24 protein-coding genes are annotated in these 24,267 nt (G+C 58.3%); all 24 read right to left on the bottom strand.

Going from position 1 to position 24,267, the window contains the following annotated elements; translation table 11 throughout:
* Nucleotides 1-247 precede the first annotated feature (247 nt).
* The 24 genes from BQ5462_RS08365 to trmFO all read right to left on the bottom strand — a co-directional run bounded on the left by BQ5462_RS08365 (nt 248) and on the right by trmFO (nt 23,877).
* Nucleotides 248-2,155 (bottom strand): heavy metal translocating P-type ATPase, encoded by a 1,908-nt coding sequence (locus tag BQ5462_RS08365; protein WP_071142877.1) that lies wholly within the window; start codon nt 2,153-2,155, stop codon nt 248-250.
* A 75-nt stretch (nt 2,156-2,230) separates the two neighbouring features.
* Complete coding sequence (locus BQ5462_RS08370; protein ID WP_071142878.1) at nt 2,231-2,449, bottom strand: cation transporter; 219 nt, start codon at nt 2,447-2,449, stop codon at nt 2,231-2,233.
* 162 nt (nt 2,450-2,611) lie between these two features.
* A complete protein-coding gene (gene feoB, locus BQ5462_RS08375; RefSeq protein ID WP_071142879.1) occupies nt 2,612-4,693 on the bottom strand; it encodes a ferrous iron transport protein B in 2,082 nt (693 codons plus the stop codon).
* A complete protein-coding gene (locus BQ5462_RS08380) occupies nt 4,686-4,922 on the bottom strand; it encodes a FeoA family protein (RefSeq protein WP_071142880.1) in 237 nt (78 codons plus the stop codon). Before BQ5462_RS08380 ends, feoB begins: the two co-directional genes overlap by 8 nt.
* 398 nt (nt 4,923-5,320) lie before the next feature.
* Nucleotides 5,321-5,593, bottom strand: a complete 273-nt coding sequence (locus BQ5462_RS08385; protein ID WP_071142881.1) for a TIGR04076 family protein — start codon at nt 5,591-5,593, stop codon at nt 5,321-5,323.
* An 8-nt stretch (nt 5,594-5,601) separates the two neighbouring features.
* Nucleotides 5,602-6,252 carry a cupin domain-containing protein gene (locus BQ5462_RS08390; RefSeq protein WP_071142882.1) on the bottom strand — a complete coding sequence of 217 codons (651 nt, stop codon included), beginning with the start codon at nt 6,250-6,252 and terminating at the stop codon, nt 5,602-5,604.
* Between the two features lie 102 nt (nt 6,253-6,354).
* Nucleotides 6,355-7,275, bottom strand: coding sequence for a homoserine kinase (thrB, locus tag BQ5462_RS08395; protein ID WP_235819607.1), 921 nt, complete (start codon nt 7,273-7,275; stop codon nt 6,355-6,357).
* A 19-nt stretch (nt 7,276-7,294) separates the two neighbouring features.
* Nucleotides 7,295-8,602 carry a homoserine dehydrogenase gene (locus BQ5462_RS08400; protein ID WP_071142883.1) on the bottom strand — a complete coding sequence of 436 codons (1,308 nt, stop codon included), beginning with the start codon at nt 8,600-8,602 and terminating at the stop codon, nt 7,295-7,297.
* 190 nt (nt 8,603-8,792) lie between these two features.
* The gene (locus BQ5462_RS08405; protein WP_071142884.1) at nt 8,793-9,266 is read right to left on the bottom strand and encodes an ACT domain-containing protein; all 474 of its coding nucleotides are present in this window, start codon (nt 9,264-9,266) and stop codon (nt 8,793-8,795) included.
* A gap of 85 nt (nt 9,267-9,351) precedes the next feature.
* On the bottom strand, nt 9,352-10,344 hold the full coding sequence (locus BQ5462_RS08410) for an NAD(P)H-dependent glycerol-3-phosphate dehydrogenase (RefSeq protein ID WP_071142885.1): 993 nt from the start codon (nt 10,342-10,344) through the stop codon (nt 9,352-9,354).
* Between the two features lie 59 nt (nt 10,345-10,403).
* Nucleotides 10,404-11,006 carry a glycerol-3-phosphate 1-O-acyltransferase PlsY gene (gene plsY, locus BQ5462_RS08415; protein ID WP_071142886.1) on the bottom strand — a complete coding sequence of 201 codons (603 nt, stop codon included), beginning with the start codon at nt 11,004-11,006 and terminating at the stop codon, nt 10,404-10,406.
* A gap of 15 nt (nt 11,007-11,021) precedes the next feature.
* Complete coding sequence (gene der / locus BQ5462_RS08420) at nt 11,022-12,353, bottom strand: ribosome biogenesis GTPase Der (protein ID WP_071142887.1); 1,332 nt, start codon at nt 12,351-12,353, stop codon at nt 11,022-11,024.
* A gap of 21 nt (nt 12,354-12,374) precedes the next feature.
* Entirely contained in the window at nt 12,375-13,421 is a 1,047-nt protein-coding gene (fni, locus tag BQ5462_RS08425; RefSeq protein ID WP_071142888.1) for a type 2 isopentenyl-diphosphate Delta-isomerase, read from the bottom strand.
* 36 nt (nt 13,422-13,457) lie between these two features.
* The gene (locus BQ5462_RS08430) at nt 13,458-15,500 is read right to left on the bottom strand and encodes a bifunctional 4-hydroxy-3-methylbut-2-enyl diphosphate reductase/30S ribosomal protein S1 (RefSeq protein ID WP_071142889.1); all 2,043 of its coding nucleotides are present in this window, start codon (nt 15,498-15,500) and stop codon (nt 13,458-13,460) included.
* The gene (locus BQ5462_RS08435; RefSeq protein WP_071142890.1) at nt 15,497-16,099 is read right to left on the bottom strand and encodes a lysophospholipid acyltransferase family protein; all 603 of its coding nucleotides are present in this window, start codon (nt 16,097-16,099) and stop codon (nt 15,497-15,499) included. The genes BQ5462_RS08430 and BQ5462_RS08435 overlap by 4 nt, the downstream gene beginning before the upstream one ends.
* Nucleotides 16,099-16,764, bottom strand: a complete 666-nt coding sequence (gene cmk, locus BQ5462_RS08440) for a (d)CMP kinase (protein ID WP_205407949.1) — start codon at nt 16,762-16,764, stop codon at nt 16,099-16,101. The genes BQ5462_RS08435 and cmk overlap by 1 nt, the downstream gene beginning before the upstream one ends.
* Nucleotides 16,761-18,023, bottom strand: a complete 1,263-nt coding sequence (locus tag BQ5462_RS08445; protein WP_071142892.1) for a BaiN/RdsA family NAD(P)/FAD-dependent oxidoreductase — start codon at nt 18,021-18,023, stop codon at nt 16,761-16,763. The genes cmk and BQ5462_RS08445 overlap by 4 nt, the downstream gene beginning before the upstream one ends.
* A complete protein-coding gene (locus BQ5462_RS08450; RefSeq protein WP_071142893.1) occupies nt 18,016-18,756 on the bottom strand; it encodes a pseudouridine synthase in 741 nt (246 codons plus the stop codon). The genes BQ5462_RS08445 and BQ5462_RS08450 overlap by 8 nt, the downstream gene beginning before the upstream one ends.
* A 5-nt stretch (nt 18,757-18,761) precedes the next feature.
* The gene (gene scpB, locus BQ5462_RS08455; RefSeq protein WP_071142894.1) at nt 18,762-19,313 is read right to left on the bottom strand and encodes an SMC-Scp complex subunit ScpB; all 552 of its coding nucleotides are present in this window, start codon (nt 19,311-19,313) and stop codon (nt 18,762-18,764) included.
* Nucleotides 19,291-20,019: a segregation and condensation protein A gene (locus BQ5462_RS08460; RefSeq protein ID WP_071142895.1), complete on the bottom strand. Its 729-nt coding sequence runs from the start codon at nt 20,017-20,019 to the stop codon at nt 19,291-19,293. The genes scpB and BQ5462_RS08460 overlap by 23 nt, the downstream gene beginning before the upstream one ends.
* A 15-nt stretch (nt 20,020-20,034) precedes the next feature.
* Nucleotides 20,035-20,658, bottom strand: coding sequence for a site-2 protease family protein (locus BQ5462_RS08465; protein WP_071142896.1), 624 nt, complete (start codon nt 20,656-20,658; stop codon nt 20,035-20,037).
* A gap of 115 nt (nt 20,659-20,773) precedes the next feature.
* Complete coding sequence (gene codY, locus BQ5462_RS08470; RefSeq protein ID WP_071142897.1) at nt 20,774-21,550, bottom strand: GTP-sensing pleiotropic transcriptional regulator CodY; 777 nt, start codon at nt 21,548-21,550, stop codon at nt 20,774-20,776.
* Between the two features lie 11 nt (nt 21,551-21,561).
* Nucleotides 21,562-22,497: a tyrosine recombinase XerC gene (gene xerC, locus BQ5462_RS08475; protein WP_071142898.1), complete on the bottom strand. Its 936-nt coding sequence runs from the start codon at nt 22,495-22,497 to the stop codon at nt 21,562-21,564.
* Between the two features lie 63 nt (nt 22,498-22,560).
* A complete protein-coding gene (trmFO, locus tag BQ5462_RS08480) occupies nt 22,561-23,877 on the bottom strand; it encodes a methylenetetrahydrofolate--tRNA-(uracil(54)-C(5))-methyltransferase (FADH(2)-oxidizing) TrmFO (protein ID WP_071142899.1) in 1,317 nt (438 codons plus the stop codon).
* Between the last annotated feature and the right edge of the window lie 390 nt (nt 23,878-24,267).

Below are 24,267 nucleotides of genomic sequence, written 5' to 3' on the forward strand. Positions count from 1 at the left end.
AAAGGTTACGGATAAATCTTATGGTCGGTGTAAAAACCTATCCACCAGCCATACGGCTGGTCCCCCTTCCCTTGCAGGGAAGGACAAATACTTGTGTCCCCCGCGACGGAGACGACGAAGAGGAGTCTCCTAGTCCTGTGGAAAAGAGGAAAAGCCTTGTGTCCCCCTGAAAGGGGGAAAGGACCCGCTTGCGGGTAGGGGGTTCGCACACCTGACTACCTTTACAGACGATGTTACTCATATGGTTTTACCGTTTCCCCACCAGACACCGCATGGAATTCAGCACACAGAGGATCAGCACCCCTGTATCTGCGAAAATGGCAAACCACATGTTGATGAACCCCAGGGCCCCCAGCACCAGGCTGATGACCTTGATCCCGATGGCGAACACAATGTTCTGGTACACGATGCCCACGCACTTCCGGGCAATCCGGATGGCCGTGCTGATCTTCAGGGGATCGTCGTCCATGAGCACCACATCCGCCGCTTCGATGGCCGCATCACTGCCCAGGGCCCCCATGGCAATGCCCACGTCCGCCATGGCCAGCACCGGTGCGTCATTGATCCCGTCGCCCACAAAAGCCACTTTGTCCTTTTCGTCCTTGCGGCGGATCAGCTGATCGACCTTCTCCACCTTGCCCTGGGGCAGCAGTTCGCTGTACACCCTGTCGATGCCCAGCTGGGCCGCCACGGCCTCCGCCGGTTTCTTCGCATCTCCGGTGAGCATGACCACTTCCTTCACGCCGTTTTCCTTCAGGGCCCGCACGGCCTGTGCAGAATGGGCCTTGATCCGGTCGGCGATCAGGATATGCCCCTGGTATTCGCCGTCCACGGCCACATGCACCAGCGTCCCCACCATATGGCAGTCCATATAGGGAATACCCAGCTGGTCCATAAGCTTGTAGTTGCCGGCGGCTACCTTGTGCCCATCCACATTGGCCAGCACACCCTTACCGCCGATTTCTTCGATATCTGTCACCCGGCTGCGGTCGATGAGCTTGCCGTAAGCCTTCTGCAGGCTCTTGCTGATGGGATGGCTGCTGGCACATTCGGCCAGGGCTGCCAGTTCCAGCACCCGTTCCTTGGCCATTTTATTGTGGTGCAGGGCGCTGACCTCGAACACCCCTTCCGTCAGGGTGCCCGTCTTATCCATGACCACGTAGGCCGTATGGGCCAGGGTCTCCATGTAGTTGGACCCCTTGATCAAAATGCCCTGCCGGCTGGCACCCCCGATGCCCGCAAAGAAGCTCAGGGGAATGGAAAGCACCAGGGCACAGGGGCAGCTCACCACCAGGAACAGCAGGCTGCGGTACAGCCACATATGCCACAGGGGAGGCAACCCCAGGATCATCCGTACCACCGGCGGCAGCAAAAACAGGGCCAGGGCCGAACCGCACACCACCGGGGTGTACACCCGGGCGAACTTGCTGATGAACACTTCAGATTTCGCCTTCCGGCTGCTGGCATCCTCCACCAGCTCCAAAATCCTGGACACCGTGGATTCGCCAAATTCTTTGGTGGTGCGGATGGTCAGCACGCCGCTCTGGTTGATGCAGCCGCTGATCACCTCACTGCCCGGTTCCACTTCCCGGGGCAGGCTTTCGCCGGTAAGAGCCGCCGTCTCCAGGGTGCTGCGGCCGGTGACCACCACGCCGTCGATGGGCACTTTTTCCCCGGGCTGTACGGTGATCACCGTCCCCACCGCCACTTCATCCGGGTCCACCTTCACCAGCTGCCCGTCCTTTTCGATGTTGGCGTAGTCCGGCCGGATGTCCATCAGGTCGCTGATGTTCCGCCGGCTTTTGTCCACCGCATAGTCCTCGAACAGTTCCCCCACCTGATAGAACAGCATGACGGCCACGCCTTCCGCAAAATCGGCGTTCTCGTAGATGCCCAGACCGAAGGCCCCCAGGCTGGCCACCGCCATCAGGAAGTTCTCGTCCAGCACCTGGCCCTTCTTGATGTTCTTCAGGGCCTTCTTCAGGATGTCGTAGGAAATGATCAGGTAGGCCGCCAGGTACGGCAGCAGGTGCAGCACCCGGGTGGTGGTGTCCACACCGGTTCCGCTCCAGCTGTCCGGCAAAAAGCCTGCCCCGATGGTCAGGAGGGCACTGACGGCAATCCGCCCGATCATGTGTTTCTGTTCTTGTTCCATATTTTGTCACCTCTCCGGAGGGTGGGCCCGGGGCCTCATCCCTGCGGTCTCCCCTTTCTATGATTCAGCAGCTGCTTAACAGTAGATTTTGAAATCGTCGTCCAGTTTTTCCACGTTGGCCTTGCACCGGTCCATGACCTCCCTGGGATCAGCCCCTTCTTCAAAGGTCACCTTCAGCTTCAGCAGCATGAAGTTCAGCACGGCATCTTTGACGCCCTCCGTAGCCTTCACCGCTTCTTCCATTTTGGCCGCACAGTTGGCGCAGTCCACATCCACTTTATAGCTTTTGGTCATTTCAGGTCCTCTCTTTCTGTCTTAACAATTAAAGAGTCATTTAATCGTTTTCTACCCTATTTATACCCTATCCCCCAATAAAAGTCAAGAGGAATCAAATTTCATAGAAACTCGATTCCTCTTAATTCAAAAAGTGTTTAATTGTTTACATTCCTGCAGGAGTTACCGCAGCACATGGTAGAACAGGAAGGTGACCACCCAGGCTGTCACCAGCTGGAACCCGGCCTCGAAGCCCGTCCATTTCCAGCTGCCGCTTTCCTTGTGGATGGTGGCCAGGGCCGCCGCACAGGGCACGTACAGCAGGCAGAACACCATCAGGCAGACGGCATTGACCCAGGTGAACCCGATGCTTTCCAGGCTCTGGGCAAAGGCTGCCATCCCGGCCCCGCTGCTGGCGTTGGTGATACCGAACAGCACGGCGCAGCTGGAAACCACCACTTCCTTGGCGCTGATCCCGGCCAGAAGGGCCAGGCAGATCTGCCAGAAGCCCAGGCCCACCGGTTTGAAGATGGGGACCAGTACATGGCCGATCAGGGCACCGAAGCTTTCCCCGGCGTCGGTGGTGTACCCTGCCGGGCCGAAGTTCAGCAGGAACCAGATGATGATCGTCCCCAGGAAGATCACCGTGCCCGCTTTCTGCAGGTAGCTTTCCACCTTTTCCCACATGTAGATGCTTACGGTGCGCATATCGGGCATCTTGTATTCCGGCAGTTCGATCAGCAGGTAATCCTCATCCTCCCGCTTCCGGAACATCTCCAGGCCCCGCAGGCCCAGGGCCACCAGGATGGCCACCACCAGCCCGATCAGATACATGGAATAGGCCACGCCCATGGCATGATTGCCGAAGAACATCTCGGCGAACAAGATGTAGATGGTCAGCCTGGCATTGCAGCTCATGAAGGGCGTGATCAGCATGACCTTGTACCGGTCCCGCTTGTGCTCCAGGGCCCGGGAGGCCATGATGGCCGGTACCGTACAGCCGAAGCCCAGCAGCATGGGGATGAAGGCCTTGCCCGAAAGCCCCAGCCGGCTCATCACATCTTCCATCACATAGGCCACACGGGCCATGTAGCCCGAGTCCTCCAGGAAGCCCAGGGTCAGGAACAGGATCAGGATGTTGGGCAGGAAGGTGATGATGGTACCCACGCCTCCCAGCACCCCGTCGATGACGAGGCTCTGCAGGGCCTGGTTCACGTCGCCGGCGGCCATGGCAGCCTTGAGGATTTCGCTGAGCCAGTCGATGGCATCTTCCATATAGCCTTTCAGCCAGTCGCCTACGGTGAAGGTCAGGAAGAACACCACGGCCATGATCAAAAGGAACACGGGGATGCCCAGGTATTTGTTGGTCAGGACGCTGTCCAGCCGGTCCGTCAGCTTGTCACTGGCCTCCTTGTGCAGCAGCACTTCGTGGATGATTTCTTCGATGAAGTCATATTTTTCCCGGATGATCTGGGTCTCATAGTTCTTATCCAGCAGGTCGTTGCGCTGCACCGGGTACTTCTTCAAAATCTCCTGGTCCTGCTCCAGCAGCTTGATGGCGTGCCACCGGGGATTTACGATATCCGGATACTTCTCCTCCAGGGCCACGATCAGCTGGTCGATCCGGTCCTCGATGGGGTCGCTGTATACCATGGCATACATCTTGTGATCCAGCCGGTGGGCCCCTACGGCCTTGTGCTCATGGATCAGCGGATCCGTGTGTTTGGCGTCCCGGTGGTGGATGGCCGCATGGAGCAGCACATCCAGGCCCCGGCGCTTCCGGGCCGAAACGGGAATCACCGGGATGCCCAGCATTTCCGGCAGCCGGTGCAGGTCGATTTCCATGCCCCGCTTTTCCACAATGTCCATCATGTTCAGGGCCATGACCACGGGCTTGCCCAGCTCCAGCAGCTGCAGGGTCAGATACAGGCTGCGCTCCAGGGCCGAAGCGTCCACCACGTTGATGATCACGTCCACTTCATCGCTGAGGATGAAGTCACGGGACACGATTTCTTCCATGGTGTAGGACGTAAGGCTGTAGGTCCCCGGCAGATCCACCAGGCGGATGTCGATGTCGTGGCGGCGGATGGCCCCTTCCACCTTTTCCACCGTAACCCCGGGCCAGTTGGCCACCTTCAGGTTGGCACCGGTGAAGGCATTGAACAGGGTGGTCTTGCCGCAGTTGGGGTTGCCGATGAAGCCGATGGTCATATGATGGGCATCATGCAGGGTGTTTTCCTTCGGCTGCTGCGTATCCTTAGTCATGGGCCACCTCCACATTGTCCACCCCGATGTTCCGGGTCATGTTGTAGCCCAGGGCGAAACGGGTGCCCCGGAGCAGGATGATCATGATGCCCCGGCCCTTCCGGTTCAGCACCGAAATCCGGGTGCCCAGGGTCATGCCCAGGGCCTGTAACCGCCGTTCAATGGTAAAAGGCAGATCGATTTTGGTCACAACCGCACTCTGCCCGATTTTCAAATCACTCAATTGCAAAACAGACTCCTCCTATAAGGGGGAAAGAAAGAAAAAAGGAGACTGTCTTCCGGACAGCCTCCCATACAAATCAATGTAAGCTTTCCTCCCCAAGACTAACCGTAGTTCTTATTATAGAACAGATAAGGAGAATGTGTCCAGTGCTCAGAATGTCCAATCCACGCCCACGTTCCACTGCCACTTCCTGTTCCATTTGATCACAGAAAAATTATCCTTGTCCGTGGTGAAAAGGATGGACAAAAAGACAGAATCCACAAAACCGAAGAAAAAATGATGATACACAAGCAGAAAAAAACAAGGTGTCATTTGACATAACACCTTGTTTCTGTAAAGAAGTCTGAATTTGACCGCAGCCATAATTTATGAAAATGGTTTCGGTGTCCTCCGATTGTACGGCCTTATTCTTTCACCACTTCTGCCTTGAACACCATGATGGTATCCGCATCGCTGCAGCAGAATTCCGCTGTGCCTTCGGGCTGGCCGGGGATTTTGCCCCCGTACCGCAGGATGTCGATGTACGGAAAGGCACAATGCATGGCCATGGGGCAAATCTTCCCCCGGTCCTCGTCGAAATCGAACACCTCACCCACATGGTGCCCCCGGTGACACCCCATTTTCCCCCGCCGGTCCGTGACCGTGATCCGGATCTTGGGACGTTTACGGTTTTCCATGATTGCCCTCATTCCAGCGTCAGCAATAATCCCATCTTAAACCGCTTTTCGGCCTTTACCCAATGCTGGCCGTTCTTGGCGAACCGGAACTGTTCGCCCTGTTTCAGCACGTGTTCCTGCTCTTCGTACCCGATGACTCCTTCCCCGTCCAGAGCAAAGATCAGTGCATCCCCGTGGGCTGCATGCTGGCTCAGGCCCGTGCCGGCATCAAAGGCCATGACCACGAATTTCATCTTTTCGTTGTGCACCACGTCCATATTCACGATTTTCCCGTCCTGGTAGGGTACCAGGTCCGCCAGTTTGAATACCTTACCTGCTTCGATGACTTTGTTCATGATATCCTCCTTCTGGATTTCGATTTCCACATACACCGTATCGGTTTTCGCCGCCATGCCCACAGGTACATCCGTGGGGGCCAGGATGCCTTCGCCGGCCGTCAGGACAGTCCCTGCCGGGGCTCCGGTCAGTTCGAGGGTGCCTTCCTGCACCAAAATCAGTTTATGATAGGGAAAGATTTCGGCACTGATGTCCGTATCCGCCCCCAGGGAGAACACCCAGATGGGGTTCTTTCCTTTATGGATTTCCTGAGAAATGGTGCAACCGGGCACCGGCCGGTTGGCCGCCGCAATCGAAAAAACTTTGCCAGCTTCAAATTCCATTCCATCCACCTACTTTCTGTTTCTGGAATCATTGTACGATGAAAATGCGTAAAAATAAGTTGGTGTGACAACGAAAAGGGAGTGCTTCCGCACTCCCTTTTCTCACATCACCTTCGCTCCTTCGCTGTCGATTTCCAGCAGATGGATGGTGGTCCCGATATTTCTTTTTTTGAACGGCTCTTCCATGGCTTTGCCCACCTTCATGGGGTCCCCGTCCTGGGGCACATAAGCCATCAGCGTGGAGCCCGCTCCGGAGATGATGCCGTTGTAGGCACCGGCTTTCCGGGCAGCTTCCAGGGCTTCCTTCGCCCCGGGGATCAGGGGCAGCCGATAGGGCTGGTGCAGCCGGTCTTCCAGCGCCGTGGTCAAAAACTCATAATCTCCGCTCATCAGGCTCCCTACCAGAAGTGCCGCCCGGCTGGCGTTGTACACTGCATCCTTATGAGGCACGGTCCTGGGCAGAGCCGCCCGTGCCTTGCTGGTGGGCAGCGGCATATCCGGCACCAGCACCACCAGTTTCAGGGGCCTGGCCAGGGCGATCTTCAGACTTTCCACCCTGCCGCCTTCCATCACGTTCACCGTGATGCCGCCCAAAATAGCCGGTGCCACATTGTCAGGGTGGCCCTCGATTTTGGTGGCTTCCGTAACCAGTTCCGCCTTCGTCAGGGGATTCCCTGCCAGGGCATTGGCCGCCGTCAGCCCGGCCACAATGGCCGTGGAGCTGCTCCCCAGGCCCCGGGAAACGGGCACCCGGATCCTGCAGGTGATCTTCAGCCCGGTTTTCGGCTGTTTCAGCTTCTCCCACAGGGCGAAAAAGGACTGGGCGGCCAGGTTGGACCGTCCTTCCGGCAGCTGCCCGGATCCCTGGCCCTCGCTGACCACCTGGACTCCCTGCTCCAGAGGCAGCCGTTCATAGGTAAACTCATTATACAGGGTGCAGGCCAGTCCCAGGCAGTCGAAGCCGGGGCCGCAGTTGGCCGAGGTGGCCGGTACCCGCACCGTCACTTTCCCATTTTCCATCATCCGTCGTTCCTTCTTCCTGTCAAGCCAGCTGGTCGTCTTCTACGCGGATGATATTGCAGATCCGTGCCACACAGCTCAGCTTGCTCAGGGCTTCGGAGGCTCTGCGCAGATCGAACTCGGACACCCCGTAGGTGATCACCACGATTTCCGCCAGGTTCCCCAGGGACCGTTTCTGCACAACCGTGTTCAGGCTGACCTTGCTGTCCCCGAAGGCTTTGGCGATGGTGGCCCAGACACCGGGCTGATCTTCCACCAGCATCCGGATGTAGCAGGGAGAGATGATCTCCTCCGGCGGCAGCATGGGCTTGTGCTCGTAGCAGGTACAGCCCACCCGGCCGGTGCAGCCGGCCTGGATGTTCCGGGTGCTTTCGATGATATCTCCGCACACGGCGCTGGCCGTGGGCATCCGTCCGGCGCCCCGGCCGAAGAACATGGCCTCGCCGATGGGCTGGCCTTCCACGTACACGGCGTTGAACACATCGTTGACCGTGGCCAGGGGGTGATCCTTCCGCAGCATGGTGGGATGGACCCTGGCACTGATGCCCTTCCCGTCCTTCTGCTTGGCGATCCCCAGCAGCTTGATCACATAGCCCAGCTCGCTGGCGTATTCAATATCCCGGGAAGAGATCTTGTCGATGCCTTCCACATATACATCGTCCAGGCTGACCCGGCTGTTGAAGGCAATGGAAGCCAGGATGGCGATTTTCCGGGCGGCATCGAACCCGCCCACGTCGGCGGTGGGGTCGCTTTCGGCGTAGCCCTTGTCCTGGGCTTCCTTCAGCACTTCCGCAAAGTCCATATGCTCCTGGGTCATCTTGGTGAGCATGTAGTTGGTGGTGCCGTTGATGATGCCCATGATCTTGGTGACCTTGTTGGCAGCCAGGCTTTCCTTCAGGGGCCGGATGATGGGGATACCGCCGGCCACAGCGGCTTCAAACAGGAAGTCCACATGGTTCCGGGCCGCCAGTTCGAACAGTTCCTTGCCGTGGGTGGCCACCACATCCTTGTTGGCGGTGACCACATTCTTGCCGGCCTTCAGGGCGGCCTCCATGTATTCCAGTGCCGGATGCTCCCGGCCCATCAGTTCCACCACGATGTCGATGTCCGGATCGCCAATGATGTCATCGATCTTGTCCGTGGTAGCCAGTTTGGGATCCAGGGCCCGGACTTTGTCCGGATGACGGGCCAGCACCTTTTTGATGCAGATGGGGCAGCCCACCCGTTCCGTGATCAGGTCCCGGTTCTGGTTCAGCACCAGGATCACGCCACCGCCAACAGTGCCTGCCCCCAGCAGTCCAATGTTGATCTGTTTCTTTTTGTTTGCCATACCCTCATCCTCCTGGTTAATAAGGGCTGCCACAGGGGCAGCCCGTTATTGGTTCTATACACCTATAAGAGTCTTTAGTCTCTAGTCTGCAGCCGTTGGAAAAAAATTTGCCCCTGGCAAATTTTACCCTTCAGCTAGTGACTAGTGACTGCTGACTAGTGACAGATTGTGAAATTGAATTTCACAACCTTTAGTCCACCTGTCCCAGCACATCCAGGCGCTTTACACCGTCGATGAGCCGCAGCTTGTCCAGCAGGGCTTCCATGTCGATGTTCAGGTACTTGGTCTCCACGGCGATGGTGGTATTGGCCACGCCCTGCAGAGGCACTCCCTGGTTGATGGTGATCACGCTTCCGCCGTCAGCCGCAATGGTATTCAGTACGCTGCTGAGCACACCCGGTTTGTGTTCCAGCAGCAGGGAAATGGTGATGACCTTTTCCTTGCTGGCATCGTAGAAGGGGAACACATAGTCCTTATATTTGTAGTAGGCGCTCCGGCTCAGTCCCACCTTGTTCACCGCCTCGTTGACGGTCTTCATCTTGCCCCGTTTCAGGATTTCCTTGACCAGAATGGTCTTTTTGATGGCTTCGGGAAGGATTTCCTCTTTCACCAGGTAAAACTCTGATTTCTTGTCAATTTTGCTGTCGTCTTTGTTGATTGCCATCTGTCTATCTATCCTTTCCATAAGAATGTTAATCCTCTGTCGGTAGACATTATACCACAGGAAACAGGATTTTACCACCTGTTTGTTACTCTTTCTTGGCCGATCGCTTCATCAGATCCCGGATGGCCTCTGTCACCTGCTTCTTTTCAAACAGTACCTGGTACAGCTGCTCGATGATGGGCATCTCCACCTGGTGATTCCGGGCCAGTTCCCGCACCACCGGCGTGGCGTTGATCCCTTCGATGACCATCTTCGTACCCCCGGTGATCTCCTCCAGGGTCCTGCCCCGGGCCAGGGCGTACCCGGCACTCCGGTTGCGGCTCAACGGGCTGGTGCAGGTGGCGATCAAATCTCCCACCCCGGCCAGCCCGAAGAAGGTGGCCCGATGGGCCCCCAGTTTCACCCCCAGCCGGGTCAGCTCGGCCAGGCCCCGGGTAATCAGGCCGGCCTGGGCGTTTTCTCCGTAGCCCAGCCCGGACAGCATCCCTCCCACCAGGGCAATGCAGTTCTTCACACATCCGCACAGTTCCACCCCGATCAGGTCGGTGGAAGTGTAGGGCCGAAAGTACCCGTTCATGAAACACTTCTGCAGGAACCGGGCTTCCTGCAGCTTCCTGCAGGCGATCACCGTGGCCGCCGGCTGCTTCTGGGCGATCTCCCGGGCCAGGTTGGGGCCGCTGAGGGCCGCAATGGCACGGGCCCGGGGGAAGTTCTCCTCCAGGATCTCCGTCATCAGTTTGTGGGTGGCCAGGTCGAAGCCCTTGGTGCAGGTCAGAAGCACCGTATCCCGGCAGTCGGTGATCTCGGCCACCTGCCGGGCAATGGCCGCCATGCCCTTGCTGGGCACCACAAAGACCAGCACCGTGGCACCGGCGACTGCTTCTGCCAGGCTGCCGGTCACGGTAATGGCCGGATTCAGGGTAAAATCGGGCAGGTAGTCTGCGTTGCAGCGGGATTCCTGGATGCGGGCGGCTTTTTCCGGGTTCCGGGCCCACAGATGGACGGTGTGCCCGTTGTCCGCCAGGATCTGGGCCAGGACGGTTCCCCAGCTACCTGCCCCGATGACCGATAATTTCATAGTCGTTTCCTCCCCTTTACATGGAAAAGGAGGTGTGAAAAAATCACACCCCCCACTATTCATTTTTTCAAATGCCCCTGCCTGATCTTGCTCTCCGTGCCGTTCTTCAGCCGAAGGATATTCTGGTAATGGCGGGCCACCACCATGATGGCGCACAGGCTGACGAATACCACCAGCCGCCAGTCATACCCCAGGTACCAGGCGGACAGGGGCGCCGCAATGGCTGCCAGAATGGATCCCAGGGACACGTACCGGGTTACGAATACGGTGGCCAGCCAGATGGTCAGGGAAAACAGCGCCACTTCAGGCATCAGATACAGCAGGATGCCCAGGCCCGTGGCCACTCCCTTGCCCCCCTTGAAGCCGCACATCCAGGAGAAGCTGTGACCCGCAATGGCGGCTACGGCGCACACCAGAAGCACCGGCAGCTCCCCGGAGACGAAATGGTTCACCATGTACAGGGCCAGGACCCCTTTCAGCAGGTCCCCCAGCAGTACAAAGGAAGCCATCCGGGCGCCCACTGTGCGGAACACATTGGTGGCCCCGATGTTATGGCTGCCGTAGTCTCGGATGTCGATGCCGCAGACCCATTTCACCAGCAGCAGGCCGCTGGAGATGGATCCCAGCAGATACCCGATGAGTGCACTCCATAGATAGTCCATGATCGTTCCCCGTCCTTACGCCTCGTCCTCGTTCTTGCCCCGGACGATGATGTTGATGGGCGTGCCCTTGAACCCAAAGGCTTCCCGCAGTTGGTTTTCCAGATACCGCTGGTAGGAGAAATGCATGATTTCCGGCTCGTTGCAGAAAATCACGAAGGTGGGCGGCTTGACCTTCACCTGGGTGGTGTACAGGATCTTCAGCCGCTTGCCCTTTTCCATGGGCGGCTGGTTCATGGCCACGGCGTCGATGACCACCTGGTTCAGCACACTGGTAGCCACCCGCATGGAGTTGGCTTCGGCGGCGTCCCGGATCATCTCCGGCAGCCGGCTGATCCGCTGCTGGGTCAGGGCGGACACATACACCACATTGGCGTAGGGCATGAAGATCAGTTCGTTGCGGATCGTTTTGGTGAATTCTTCCGTGCTCATGACGGTCTTGTTGGGATATAGATCCCATTTGTTCACCACGATCACAATGCCCTTGCCTGCCTCGTGGGCGTAGCCGGCGATCTTCTTGTCCTGTTCCGTGATGCCTTCCACGGCGTTCAGCACCAGAAGGACCACATCGCTGCGGTCCACGGCCCGCAGGGTGCGGATGATGGAATATTTTTCAATGGGTTCGTCGATCTTGCCTTTCCGGCGCATGCCGGCGGTGTCGATGAAGAGATAGGTCTGGCCGTCCTTTTCCACAGGCACGTCGATGGCGTCCCGGGTGGTGCCGGCCACATCGCTGACGATGCTCCGGGTCTGGCCGATGATGTCATTGAAGATGGAAGATTTGCCCACGTTGGGCCGGCCGATGATGGCCACTTTGATCACATCTTCATCTTCATCGTCATCGTCCCCCTCTTTGGGGAATTTCTCCACGATGGCATCCAGCAGGTCCCCCAGGTTCAGTTTATTGGAAGCGGAGATCAGGTAGGGTTCCCCAATCCCCAGGTTGTAGAATTCGTAGGCTTCGGCTTCCTGTTTGGGCGTATCCGCCTTGTTCACAGCCAGGATCACCGGCTTTCTGGACTGGCGCAGCAGTTTGGCCACTTCCATATCGTCGGTGGTGATGCCCGTACGGGCGTCACACACGAACAGGATCACATCCGCTTCCCGGATGGCGATTTCCGCCTGTTCCCGGATGGAAACGGCGATGGAATCCGTGTTCTGCATCTCGATACCGCCGGTATCCACCATGGTGAATTTCCGGTCCAGCCATTCGGCATCGGCATAGAGACGGTCACGGGTCACCCCGGGAGTGTCTTCAACAATGGAGATCCGGCTGTCGGCGAATATATTAAATAGTGTTGATTTGCCGACGTTGGGTCTGCCGACAATGGCAACTATGGGTTTGCTCATGGAATGTTCCTCTTTCGTTCTTCAGCATTTTTTCCCGTAGGAAAGAGAGCGCAGGGCCGCGGCCAGGTCTCCGGTACAATAGGTCCGCACCTGCCGCAGCTGTCCTGCCTCTGTACACCCGGTGAGGGTGTAGAAATCTTTCACGGCCTCCTGCAGCCGCCCGATCCAGTCGATGGTATAGCGGGTCCCCCGTTCCTGGACTGAACGGAGGATATTTCCGGCCATCCCCACTGCATTGGCGCCCAGTACCTGGGCTTTGAACACATCCAGTGCCGTCCGGATCCCTCCGGAGGCAATGATGCCCTGCTGCCAGCCCCGGGCCTCCACCACTTCACACAGTGACAGGGCGGAGGGGATGCCCCAGCGGGACAGTTCCCCGTTCCCTTCCGGGTAGCGGCAGCTTTCGATGGCCGGGAAGTTGGTGCCCCCGGCACCGCCGGTATCCAGGATGGATGCCCCGGCCTCCAGCAGCTTTCTGGCGTCTTCCCGATCCATCCCGCAGCCGGTCTCTTTGACGATCACCGGCACGGAGACACTGGCACAGATCTCTCCGATCTGCTCCAGCCAGTGGGAAAAATCCCGGTCCCCTTCTTCCATGGCCAGTTCCTGGGCACTGTTCAGATGGATCTGCAGTGCCCGGGCCCCGATCATGTCCACCGCCCGCTGTGCCTCCTCCGGTCCTGCCAGCGCACTGACGTTGGCGAACAGGATCCCATCAGGGTTGGCTTTGCGGACGATGGTGAAGGTGTCCTCATGCAGGCCTTTGCGCACGGCCCCGTACTGGGACCCCACCGCCATGGCACAACCCGTCTCCCGGGCCACCACAGCCAGCTTTTCGTTGATCCGCTTCACCCCGTCGGCGCCACCGGTGATGGCATTGATGATCAGGGGGGAAGAAAGGGTCCCCACCCCGGGCAGGGTGGTGGAAAGGTCCACTTTCCGCCGATCCACCTGGGGCAGGCACCGGTGCATCACCTGCACATCAGAAAAGCCGGTGGCGCAAGGACCATCGTCAAGGTGCAGGGCATACTTGATATGATCGATTTTACGGCTCTCCCGGCTTTTCATGAGTTATGATCCTCTCTTACGAGTTCTTGTCAGATCTTATTTACGGGCTTCAGCTTCAGCTTCTGCCAGTTTTTCGCCCAGATCCTGGGACAGAGCACCTTTTTTGCCCAGGTATTGACGCATTTCAGCTTTTTCAGCGTCTTCCTTGGCTTTGGTGATGCTCAGAGCGATCTTCTTGTGTTCCGTGTCCACACGCAGGACCTTCACTTTGACTTCCTGGCCGATTTCCAGGACATCTTCCGGTTTGTCGATGCGCTGTTCAGCGATTTCGGAGATGTGGATCATGCCTTCGTTCTTGTCGTTCAGTTTGACAATGGCGCCGAAGGGCAGGAACCGTACCACTTTACCGGTCACAACGTCGCCCACTTTGAATTCCTTGGCAGCGGTCACCCAGGGATCTTCCTGCAGAGCCTTGATGGACAGGCTGATACGACCCTTTTCTTCGTCCAGGCCCTTGATGTACACATTGACTTTTTCGCCCACTTTGTACAGGTCAGCCGGTTTCACGCTGCGATCCCAGGACACTTCAGAGATGTGTACCAGGCCCTGTACCATGGGAGCGATCTCCACGAACATACCGAAGTCAACGATGCTCTTGATGGTACCTTCAACGGTTTCGCCTTCATGGAAGGTCTGGAAAGCTTTTTCCAGGGCTTCATGACGTTCTTCTTCCCGTTTGGCTCTTTCTTCCTTCCAGGCAGCGTTCTTGGCAGCCCGTTCTTCACGCAGAACGTTTCTGCGGGAGAATACCAGGCGTTTCTTTTCCGGATTGATTTCCAGCAGAGAAACTTCCAGATCCTTGCCTTCATATTCTTTTACATCATCCACATGCTTCAGATCCAGGTGAGAAGCGGGGATGAAACCGGTCAGTCCTTCGTAGGAAACGGTCAGTCCGCCTTTCACAGCCCGCAGGCCCTTTACTTGGACGGTCTTCTTGTCAGCCAGTTGTTCCGGCAGTTTCAGCCAAGCCTGATCGGCTTCAGCCTTGATTTTGCTCAGGACAACCAGACCATCCTGGTTTTCGCTGGCGATGACTTTCAGGGTAACTTTGTCGCCCGGTTTCACAGTAGGGGCAACAGTGTCTTTGGTGCCACCTGCAACCCATTGATCGAATGCAACAGACCCTTCGCTCTGATAGCCGAAGTCCACAACGACCTCGTCATCGGTTACTTCTACAACAGTGGCATCCACAATCATGCCAATGTGCAGTTTCATGCATTCCTGTTCGCCCAGCAAGCTTTCCATCGTTTCCATAGTTCCAATAGCCTCCTCAATAATTTCCTGCGGCGTCGATGCGCCAGCAGTGATGCCAATTTTATGTGCTCCGGCCAGCATTGGTCCAGTGATCTCGCTGGCGTCCTGCAAAAGATAGGAACGGGGGTTGATTTCCCTGGCCAGTTCCCACAGGTGTCTCGTGTTCGCGCTGTTCTTGCCGCCAAACACGAAGAAAACATCTGTTTTCCCGGCCAGCTGCCGTGCGGCAGCCTGTCGTTCTGCGGTGGCAGTGCAAATGGTTCGCACGACTTTATAGTCGCCCGGACGTTTCTCCTGAGCCATTCGAAGCAGAAGGTTAAACTTCTCAGCTTCAAAAGTCGTCTGACTGACTACCCCAAACTTATCTTTTTCAGGAAGAGATCCAAGATCATCGGGTGTTTCGATGACCACAGAATCACTGCCTGCCCAAGCCTTGATACTTTGCACCTCAGGATGACGCTTTTCCCCAATAATGATTACGAAACGGCCTTCCCTTGCCAGTTCAGCAGCCGTTTTCTGTGCTTTCCGCACATGAGGACAAGTGGCATCGATGATGTTCAGTCCCCGGTGCCGGGCCTCCTCATAAAGAGCGGGCCCCACGCCGTGGGAACGGAATATGACTATATCACCAGCCGCGAATTCAGCCAGCTTCTCCTTACATTCTACACCTTGCTGTCGCAGTTTCTCAACAACACGGGGATTATGAACCAATTCACCCAGAGTGGCAATACTATTATTATACCCTTTTGTTTGCAGTTCTGCAACGTGTATTGCTCTTTTTACGCCATAACAAAAGCCACAGGGGTCTGCAACGTAGATTTTCATGAATTTCTGTCCTTGTGAGCGTCCATGAGAGCCTGGATTTCCTCCATCAGCTTCTCGCTCAGTTCCTCCACTTCCAGTTTTGTCCCTTTTTCATCTTCCAGGTCCATGGGTTTGCCGAAGACCACGGTCACCTTCGGCCAGAAGCTGCTGCGCCGTTTCAGGTCGCTGCCCAGGATGCAGGTGGGCACCACAGCAGCCCGTCCCTTCAGGGCAATGGCCAGAGCTCCGGGCTGGGCCTTCCCCAGCCGGCCGTCTTTGCTGCGGGTCCCTTCCGGGAAGATCCCCAGCACTTCACGGTGCTTCAGGATGGTCAGCGCCGTACGGATGGCGTGGGCATCCCCGGCTCCCCGGTGGACCGGGAAGGCTCCCAGGCTCTTATACAGAGGCCCCAGGATGGGTACGAACAGCTCGCTCTTGGCCATGAAATGCACCGGCCGGGAAGATGCGGTCCCCACCATGGGCGGATCCAGCAGGCTCACATGGTTGCAGGCAATGACCACGGGTCCTGTCTTCGGGATGTTCTCCCGGCCGATCACCTTCAGCCGGTAAACAATCCGGAACAGGATGGAAAAGATGAATTGTACGAACCGATACCACATTATAATACCTTTCCTGCCATCTGGGCAATCTGTTCTGTGACTTCATCGATGGAAAGTGCGGTGGAATCCAGATAATGGGCATCTTCTGCACAGCGCAGGGGGGAGATTTCCCGGTTTTCGTCCAGTTCGTCCCGCTGGGCGATCCGTTTCTCCAGATCGGCCAGATCCACAGGCACGCCCTTTTCCTTCAGTTCCAGGTACCGGCGTCTGGCCCGTTCCTCCACAGAGGCCGTCAGGAACACTTTCAGCTGGGCCCCCGGGAACACCACGGTGCCGATGTCGCGGCCATCCATGACCACGCCCCCGGCTTCCCCGATCTTCCGCTGGGCTGCCACCATGGCAGTCCGCACGCCCCCTACAGCCGCCACCCGGGACACGTTCCGGGATACTTCCAGGCTGCGGATGGCATCGGTCACTTCCCGGCCGTCCACAAACACCCGGTTGGCCCCGTCCCTGTACTGGAAGGTGATGCGGATCCGGTTGGCGATGGCGGTCACCTCTTCTTCACTGAAGGGCCGGCCGCTTTCCAGGAAGCACAGGGTCACAGTTCGGTACATGGCACCGGTGTCGATGTAGGCGTACCCCAGCCGGGCCGCCACCTTTTTGGCGATGGTGCTCTTCCCGGCACCGGCGGGGCCATCGATGGCAATGATGATCTTTTTCACTTGGTTTCCTCTTTTCCCCATTCAGCGGCATGGGTGCCTGCCACGTAGCCCGACGAAAAGGCTGCCTGCAGGTTGTAGCCGCCGGTATATCCGTCCACATCCATCACTTCGCCTGCAAAGTACAGGTTCGGCACCTTCCTGGAAGCGAAGGTGGAGGGATTGATTTCTCTGGTGCTGACCCCGCCGGCCGTAACAATGGCTTCGGCCAGGGGGCGTGTGCCCGTCAGGGGCACGGTGAATCCCTTCAGAGTTTCCACCAGGCGCTGGCGCTCCTTCCGGGTGATCTGGTTCACTTCCTGCTCCGGTCTCAGACAGGCCCCGTCAATGACGGCCGGGATCAGGCTCTGGGGCAGCAGGTCGTGGAGGCCGCTTTTCATCTGCTTCCGGCTGTATTTGGCAAAATCCCGCTGCACCCGGGCGTCCAGTTGTTCCACGGTAAGGGCCGGCTTCAAATCGATGGAAAGGTCCAGCAGGGCCTTCGGGTCCTTCTGCCAGGCCCCGGAGGCTGCCCGGGAAAGGGTCAGGATGATGGGACCGCTGACCCCGAAATGGGTGAACAGCATCTCCCCGAATTCCTGGCCCAGCACCCTGTCCCCCTGGAGCAGGGTGGCCCGCACGTTCCGCAGGCTCAGGCCCTGGAGGCTCCGGATCCGGTCATCGTCCGATTCCAGGGGCACCAGGGCCGGTTTGGGCGGTACGATGGTGTGCCCGGCCTCCCGGGCCAGCCGGTACCCGTCGCCGGTGGACCCGGTCCGGGGATAGGAAGCCCCGCCGGTGGCAATGATCACCGCATCCGCCGGATAATGATTGCCCTGTCCGTCGATGACACCGGTGACCCGGTCTCCTGCCAGCTCCAGGTGTTCCACCCGTTTGTCCTTCAGAAGGCGCACATGGAGGTCCCGGAGGATCTTCTCCAGGGTCTTCACCACATCCAGGGCCCTGTCGCTCTGGGGAAATACCCGGCCGCCCCGCTCCACCTTCACCGGCAGGCCGTTCTGTTCCAGCAGTTCCATTATATCCCGATTGGTGAAGGAATGGAAAGCCCCAAACAGGAATTTTCCGTTGCCGGGGATCATGGAGATCATGTCCCTCATGTCGCAGGCATTGGTGATGTTGCAGCGGCCCTTGCCGGTGATCATCAGTTTCCGCCCGGCCATGCCCATCTTTTCCAGCAGGGTCACCCGGGCCCCGCTCCTGGCTGCAGAGATGGCGGCCAGGAAGCCGGCGGCACCGGCCCCGATTACAAGCACCCTACTCATGGCCTTCCATCTCCTTTTCCAGATCGGCCAGCTCTTCCGGCGTCAGGTCCCGGTACTGGCCTTTTTTCATGCCCTCCAGGGTAAGGCTGCCCACCTGGATCCGTTTCAGGTGCTTCACCGGGAATCCGATGAAATCGCACATGCGTCGCACCTGGCGGTTGCGGCCCTCATGGATGGTGATGGTGAACCGGGTCACATGCCTGGCCTCATCCACCTCCTGCACATACACCATGGCCGGCGCCGTAAGCCCGTCCTCCAGGGGAACCCCCAGCCGCAGCAGATCCAGCTTCTCTTCCGGGACCCTGCCCCGGACCTCCACCAGGTAGGTCTTGTTCACATGGTGGCTGGGATGGGTCAGGTGCTGGGCCAGCTCCCCGTCGTTGGTCATGAGCAGCAGGCCCTCGGTCTGGTAGTCCAGCCGGCCCACCGGGTACAGCCGTTCCGGCACTTTCGCCACCAGGTCGGCCACCGTGGGGCGGCCCTGGGGATCCTTCATGGTGGTGACCACGCCCCGGGGCTTGTACAGCAGAAGGGTCCGCTTGGCGGTTTTCCGGCGCAGGGGTACCCCGTCCACCGCAATGGTGTCCCGGGGCCCCACCCGGGTGCCCAGTTCCGTGACCGTCCTGCCGTTCACGGCCACCCGTCCGGCGGTGATGTATTTTTCACATTCCCGGCGTGAAGCCACGCCGCAGGCTGCCATAACCTTCTGCAGCCGTTCCTTTTCCTGTTCCATGCATTCTACTCCTTAAACAATGGCTCCGGCCCTTCCGCCGTGCCGTCCAGCACTTCTTCCGGCAGCCGGGGCAGGTCTTCCAGGGAGTTGAACCCGAAAGCCTGCAGGAACTCCTCCGTGGTGCCGTACAGAATGGGCCGGCCGATCACTTCTTTCCGTCCCACTTCTCCCACCAGGCCCAGTTCCACCAGGGTGCCCAGCACCCCGTCCACCTTCACGCCCCGGATGGCCTCCATCTCGCTTTTGGTCACCGGCTGGCGGAAGGCGATGATGGCCAGGGTCTCCATGGCCGCACTGGACAGTTTCACTTCCTGCTTTTCGTGGAGCCGCCGTACCAGCCCTGCCGCCTGCTTCTTCGTCACCAGCTGCCAGCCTCCGGCCACCTTCCGGAGCTCGATGCCCCGATCCTCCTTCCGGTACTCCCTTTGCAGGGCCTCCAGAAGATCCGCCACCTCGTCGGTGCTGCAGTAAAGGGCCGCGGCCGCCCTCTCCAGGCTCAGGGGGTCCCCGCTGGCAAACAGCAGGGCCTCCAGCTTAGCGGTTTTCGTCAGTTCCATGGTGCCGTTCCTCCTTTGACGTCAGATACATGGGGGCAAAAGGGGCCTCTTGGACCAGGCCGATTTCCTTCAGCCGCAGCAGCTCCAGCACAGCCAGGAACACGCTGATGGTCTCGCTGTGGCTGCGGGGATTGCGGATCAGCTTCCGGAAGGCCAGGGGCTTTGTGCGCCCGGCCAGCTGCTCCCGGATGGCCTCCATCTTCTCCTGCACCGGAAATTCCTGCCGGGGGATCACCGGTTCCTCCTCCGGCCGGGCCGGCAGCAGGTTCGTCAGCGCCCGCAGCAAATCTGCCAGGGCATACCGTTTCACCTTCATGTACTTCTTCGTCAGGGGCAGGGGCCTGCGGGCCACCTGCAGGCTGGCCTCCTGCAGGCACTCCCGCAGAGCCGCCGCCTGGCGTTTGGTCTTCTGGTATTCCACCAGCATATCCACCAGCATCTGCCGGGGATCCGCCTCTTCCTCCTCTTCCTCCTCCGGATCCCTGGGCAGCAGCATCCGGCTCTTGATCTGCAGCAAAAGGGCCGCCATCAGCAGGAATTCGCTGGCTACATCCAGGTCGTACTCCTGCATGGCGTTCAGATAGGCGATGTATTGCTCCGTCACCGAAGCGATGGGGATGTCATAGATGTCAATCTTGTCCTTTTCGATCAGGTGGATCAGAAGATCCAGGGGACCCTGGAAATCCGCCAGTTTGATTTCGTACAATGGTCCCGGGCCCCCTTAGAAGAACAGGCCCAGGATGGCCTGGCACAGCGACAGGTACAGGGTGGCGATGGGCTGGATCACCACATTCCCGATACCCGTGAAGCACAGCACGATCAGGATCAGATTGCAGTAGGGCCCCACCAGCCGTTCATAGGCCAGTGCCTTGTCCAGGGGCAGCACCGTCCGCAGCACATTGTACCCGTCCATGGGAGGGATGGGGATCAGGTTGAAGAAGGCAAACCAGACATTATACAGCATGAGCCAGTTCAGGAACAGGATCACGCCCCGTCCCGCCCTGAAATACTGCACAAAGAGCACCTGCAGGAACATGGACAGGAAGGCCACCAGAAGGTTGCTCCCCGGCCCGGCAAAGGCCACCTTCAGCATCCCCGTCCGGGGATCCGTATAGTACCGGGGATCCACCCGCACCGGTTTGGCCCAGCCGAAGCCCACCAGCAGCAGCATCAGGGACCCGATCAGGTCCAGGTGGGCCAGGGGGTTCATGGTCAGCCGGCCGTCCGCTTCCGGGGTGGGATCCCCCAGGCTGTCAGACATGGCTCCGTGAGCATATTCATGCACCGTGATGGTAAACAGCAGTGCCGGGATCCGATAGATCACCGAAGCATCCAGATTCAGCATACAGAAAGTCCTTTCTGTGAGAAATTGATTTGATTCTTCTCATGGTATCATAATACAGAAAAAGGGTCAAACGGCTTTTGCCGCCTGACCCCAGGTCCCTTTGCTTCTCTTGTGCTTACTTCTTGTGTTCCTTCAGCCCGTCCCGCAGGTATTCGTTCAGGATGCGGACGTAGGTTCCCTTCATCCCCAGGGATTCGGTTTCCAGCACGCCGGCGCTTTCGAATTTACGCAGGGCGTTGACGATCACGCTCCGGGTGATGCCGGCCTGGTCGGCGATCTTGCTGGCAACCAGCAGGCCTTCGTTCCCGGGCAGTGCCTTCAGGATTTCGGAGATGGCTTCCAGTTCGCTGTAGCTCAGGTTGCTGAAGGCGATCTGGACCATGGCCTTCTTGCGGCTGGCTTCTTCGATGTGCATGGCCTTGTCATGGAGCAGCTGCATGCCGATGACGGTGGCCGCGTATTCGCTGAGCAGCAGGTCGCTGTCCACGAATTCCTTCTTGAATTTGCCCAGGATCAGGGTGCCCAGACGGACCCCGTTCCCGAAGATGGGGACCACTGTGGTGTATTTGCTTTCAAACAGGCATTTGGTGCCTTCGCTGAAGGCGCACATATTCTTCACCAGACGATAATTGGAAGAAGTTTCCCGGATGCCTTCCAGCCATTTCACGTATTCTGCCGGGAACCGGCCCACATCCAGCACTTTCTTGATCATCAGTTCACATTCGAAACCGTCCAGGATGGAATATCCCAGCAGTTCCCCGTCTTCAGAGACGATGTAGATATTCGCCTTGATGACATCCTTCAGAACTTCCGCCATCTTTTTATAGCTGACGGTTTCAGTGTTCTGCAGCAGTTTGTTGATCGCTCTCGTTTTTTCCAGTAACGCTAACATAGTAGTCCCTCCTAGGCCCTTGGATGATGTTTCTCATAAACCGCAGTCAGCCGCTCTGCGGTTACATGGGTATAGATTTGTGTCGTGGACAGGCTGGCATGCCCCAAAAGTTCCTGCACCGCCCGCAGATCCGCCCCGTGATCCAGCAGATGGGTGGCAAAGGTATGCCGGATGGTATGGGGGCTGATGTGTTTCTGCAGAGCAGCCATTTCCACGTATTTGTCCAGGATTCTCCGTACGCTCCTTGCTGACAGCGGAGTACCCCGGCTGTTGACGAAAACATAAGCATGAGACGGCACCCGGTACTTTTCCATCAGGACCCGGCGGCTCTCCCTCAGATAGGCATCCAGGGCTTTCACACAGGGATGGCCCAGGGGGACCAGCCGTTCTTTGTGGCCTTTCCCCATAAGCACTGCGTACCGGTTGCCCAAATCCAGGCGGGTCAGTATAAGTCCCACCAGTTCCGAAACACGGCACCCTGTAGAATAGAGGAATTCCAGAATCGCCCGGTCCCGCCGTCCCAGGACCGTGGTCAGGTCCGGCAGCCGCAGCAGCAGATCGATTTCGAACTCTTCCAAAAATACAGGGAGCTTCTTTTCCAGTTTGGGCGTCCGCACCTTCAGGAAGGGATTGGCCGGAATATGGCCCTCCCGCCTGAGGAAGCGGTAGAACGAACGCAGGGCGGACACCCTCCGGGCAATGGTCCGGCGGGCAAGGCCCTGATCATGGAGTTGCGCCAGGTAAGCACGGATATCCAAAAGACGGACCTTCCCCCACTCCACCGGAGTCATCCGGGTTTCCAGGAATTCATGGAAACGGAGCAGATCATCCCGGTAATTCACAATGGTCAGGGGCGAAGCGTCCTTTTCCACCTCCAGATAGGTGAAAAACGCCTCCGCTTCCCCATCCCTCAAGGGTTGTGGTGTCAGGTCCTTCTTTCTTTCCATAGCCTGCCTCAAATTGTAGGAATTTTATTGAATTCTCGACAATTTCATACTACCATATTCAGACTAATCATGCAAGTTCTTTTTTACATTTTCTAAAACTTTTAAACTTCTCCGGGCAATGGCCCCGTTCTTTTCCTTTTTGCCCCGGATCCGGGGGCCGTCCCAGGGAGCGATCAGGCCGAAGTTGATGTTCATGGGCTGGAAGTGTCTGACCTCCGGATTGCTGATGTAGTGGCTCAGGGCGCCCATGGCCGTCTCTTTCGGGAACACCACCCGGGGTTTGCCTGCCAGGGCCCGGGCCACATAGATCCCTGCCGCCAGGCCGGAAGCCGCGCTTTCCACATAGCCCTCCACCCCGGTCATCTGGCCGGCGAAGTAGAAATGGGGGTTGGTGCGCAGGGAATAATCGGCGTCCAGCAGCAGGGGGCTGTTCAGGTAGGAATTCTTGTGCATCACCCCGTAGCGGACGAACTCGGCATTTTCCAGGCCCGGGATCATCCGGAACACCCGGCGCTGTTCCGGCCATTTCAGATGGGTCTGGAAGCCCACGATGTTGTACAGGGTGCCGGCCCCGTTGTCCTGGCGCAGCTGCACCACGGCGTAGGGATCCTTCCCGGTACGGGGGTCGGGCAGGCCCACCGGTTTCAGGGGACCGAACCGCATGGTGTCCTCTCCCCGCAGGGCCATTTCCTCGATGGGCATGCAGGCCTCGAACACGTTGTGCTCGAAATCCTTCACAGGGGCCGTCTCCGCATGGCACAGCGCCTGCCAGAACCGCAGGTATTCTTCCTGATTGAAAGGGCAGTTGTAGTAGGCCGCTTCCCCCTTGTCGTAGCGGGAGGCCTTGTACACTTTGCTCTGGTCCAGGGAATCCACGGTGACGATGGGCGCCGCCGCATCAAAGAAATGGAAATAGTCCTTTTGGACCAGTTTCTGGATGGCTTCCGACAGGGCGCCGCTGGTCAGAGGGCCGCTGGCGGTGATCACGTAATCTTCCGGAGCGAACCGGCTGTAGTCGGTCACTTCCTCCTCCACCAGGGTGACCAGCGGATTTTCCCGGATGGTGCTGGTGACACCCTGGGCGAACCCTTCCCGGTCCACGGCCAGAGCCCCGCCGGCAGGGACCTGGTGGGCGTCCGCTTCCCGGATGATCAGGGAATCCAGCTGCCGCATCTCCTCCTTCAGGAGGCCCACGGCGTTTTCAATGTTGTTGGCCCGCAGAGAATTGCTGCATACCAGCTCGCTGAACAGGGCCGTATGGTGGGCCGGGTCGCTTTTGCCCGGCCGCATTTCGTGCAGCACCACAGGGATGCCCTGCTTTGTCAGCTGCCAGGCCGCTTCGCAGCCCGCCAGCCCGGCACCGATAATATGGATGGTCATGGATCTACTCACTTTCTGTCTATGTTGTCGCGGAAAAAGGAAGGTCTTTTGTCCTTCCCGCGACGGCTGTGACGAACAGAAACAGCCTGGTCCCGGGGAAAAGGGAAGTCTTTTGTCCTTCCCTGAAAGGGAAGGGGGACCAGCCCTATGGCTGGTGGATAGGTTTATACACCGACCGTACGGGTAACACCGTCTGCTGCCAGTTGTCCGGTGTGCTAACCCCCTACCCGCAAGCGGGTCCTTTCCCCCTTTCAGGGGGACACAATTCTTTGTCCTTCCCGCGACGGCTGTGACGAACAGGAACAGCCTGGTCCCGGGGAAAAGGGAAGTCTTTTGTCCTTCCCTGAAAGGGAAGGGGGACCAGCCCTATGGCTGGTGGATGGGTTTTTA

Origin of the sequence: Acidaminococcus timonensis, from assembly GCF_900106585.1 — a bacterium.
Taxonomy (GTDB): Bacteria; Bacillota; Negativicutes; order Acidaminococcales; family Acidaminococcaceae; genus Acidaminococcus; species Acidaminococcus timonensis.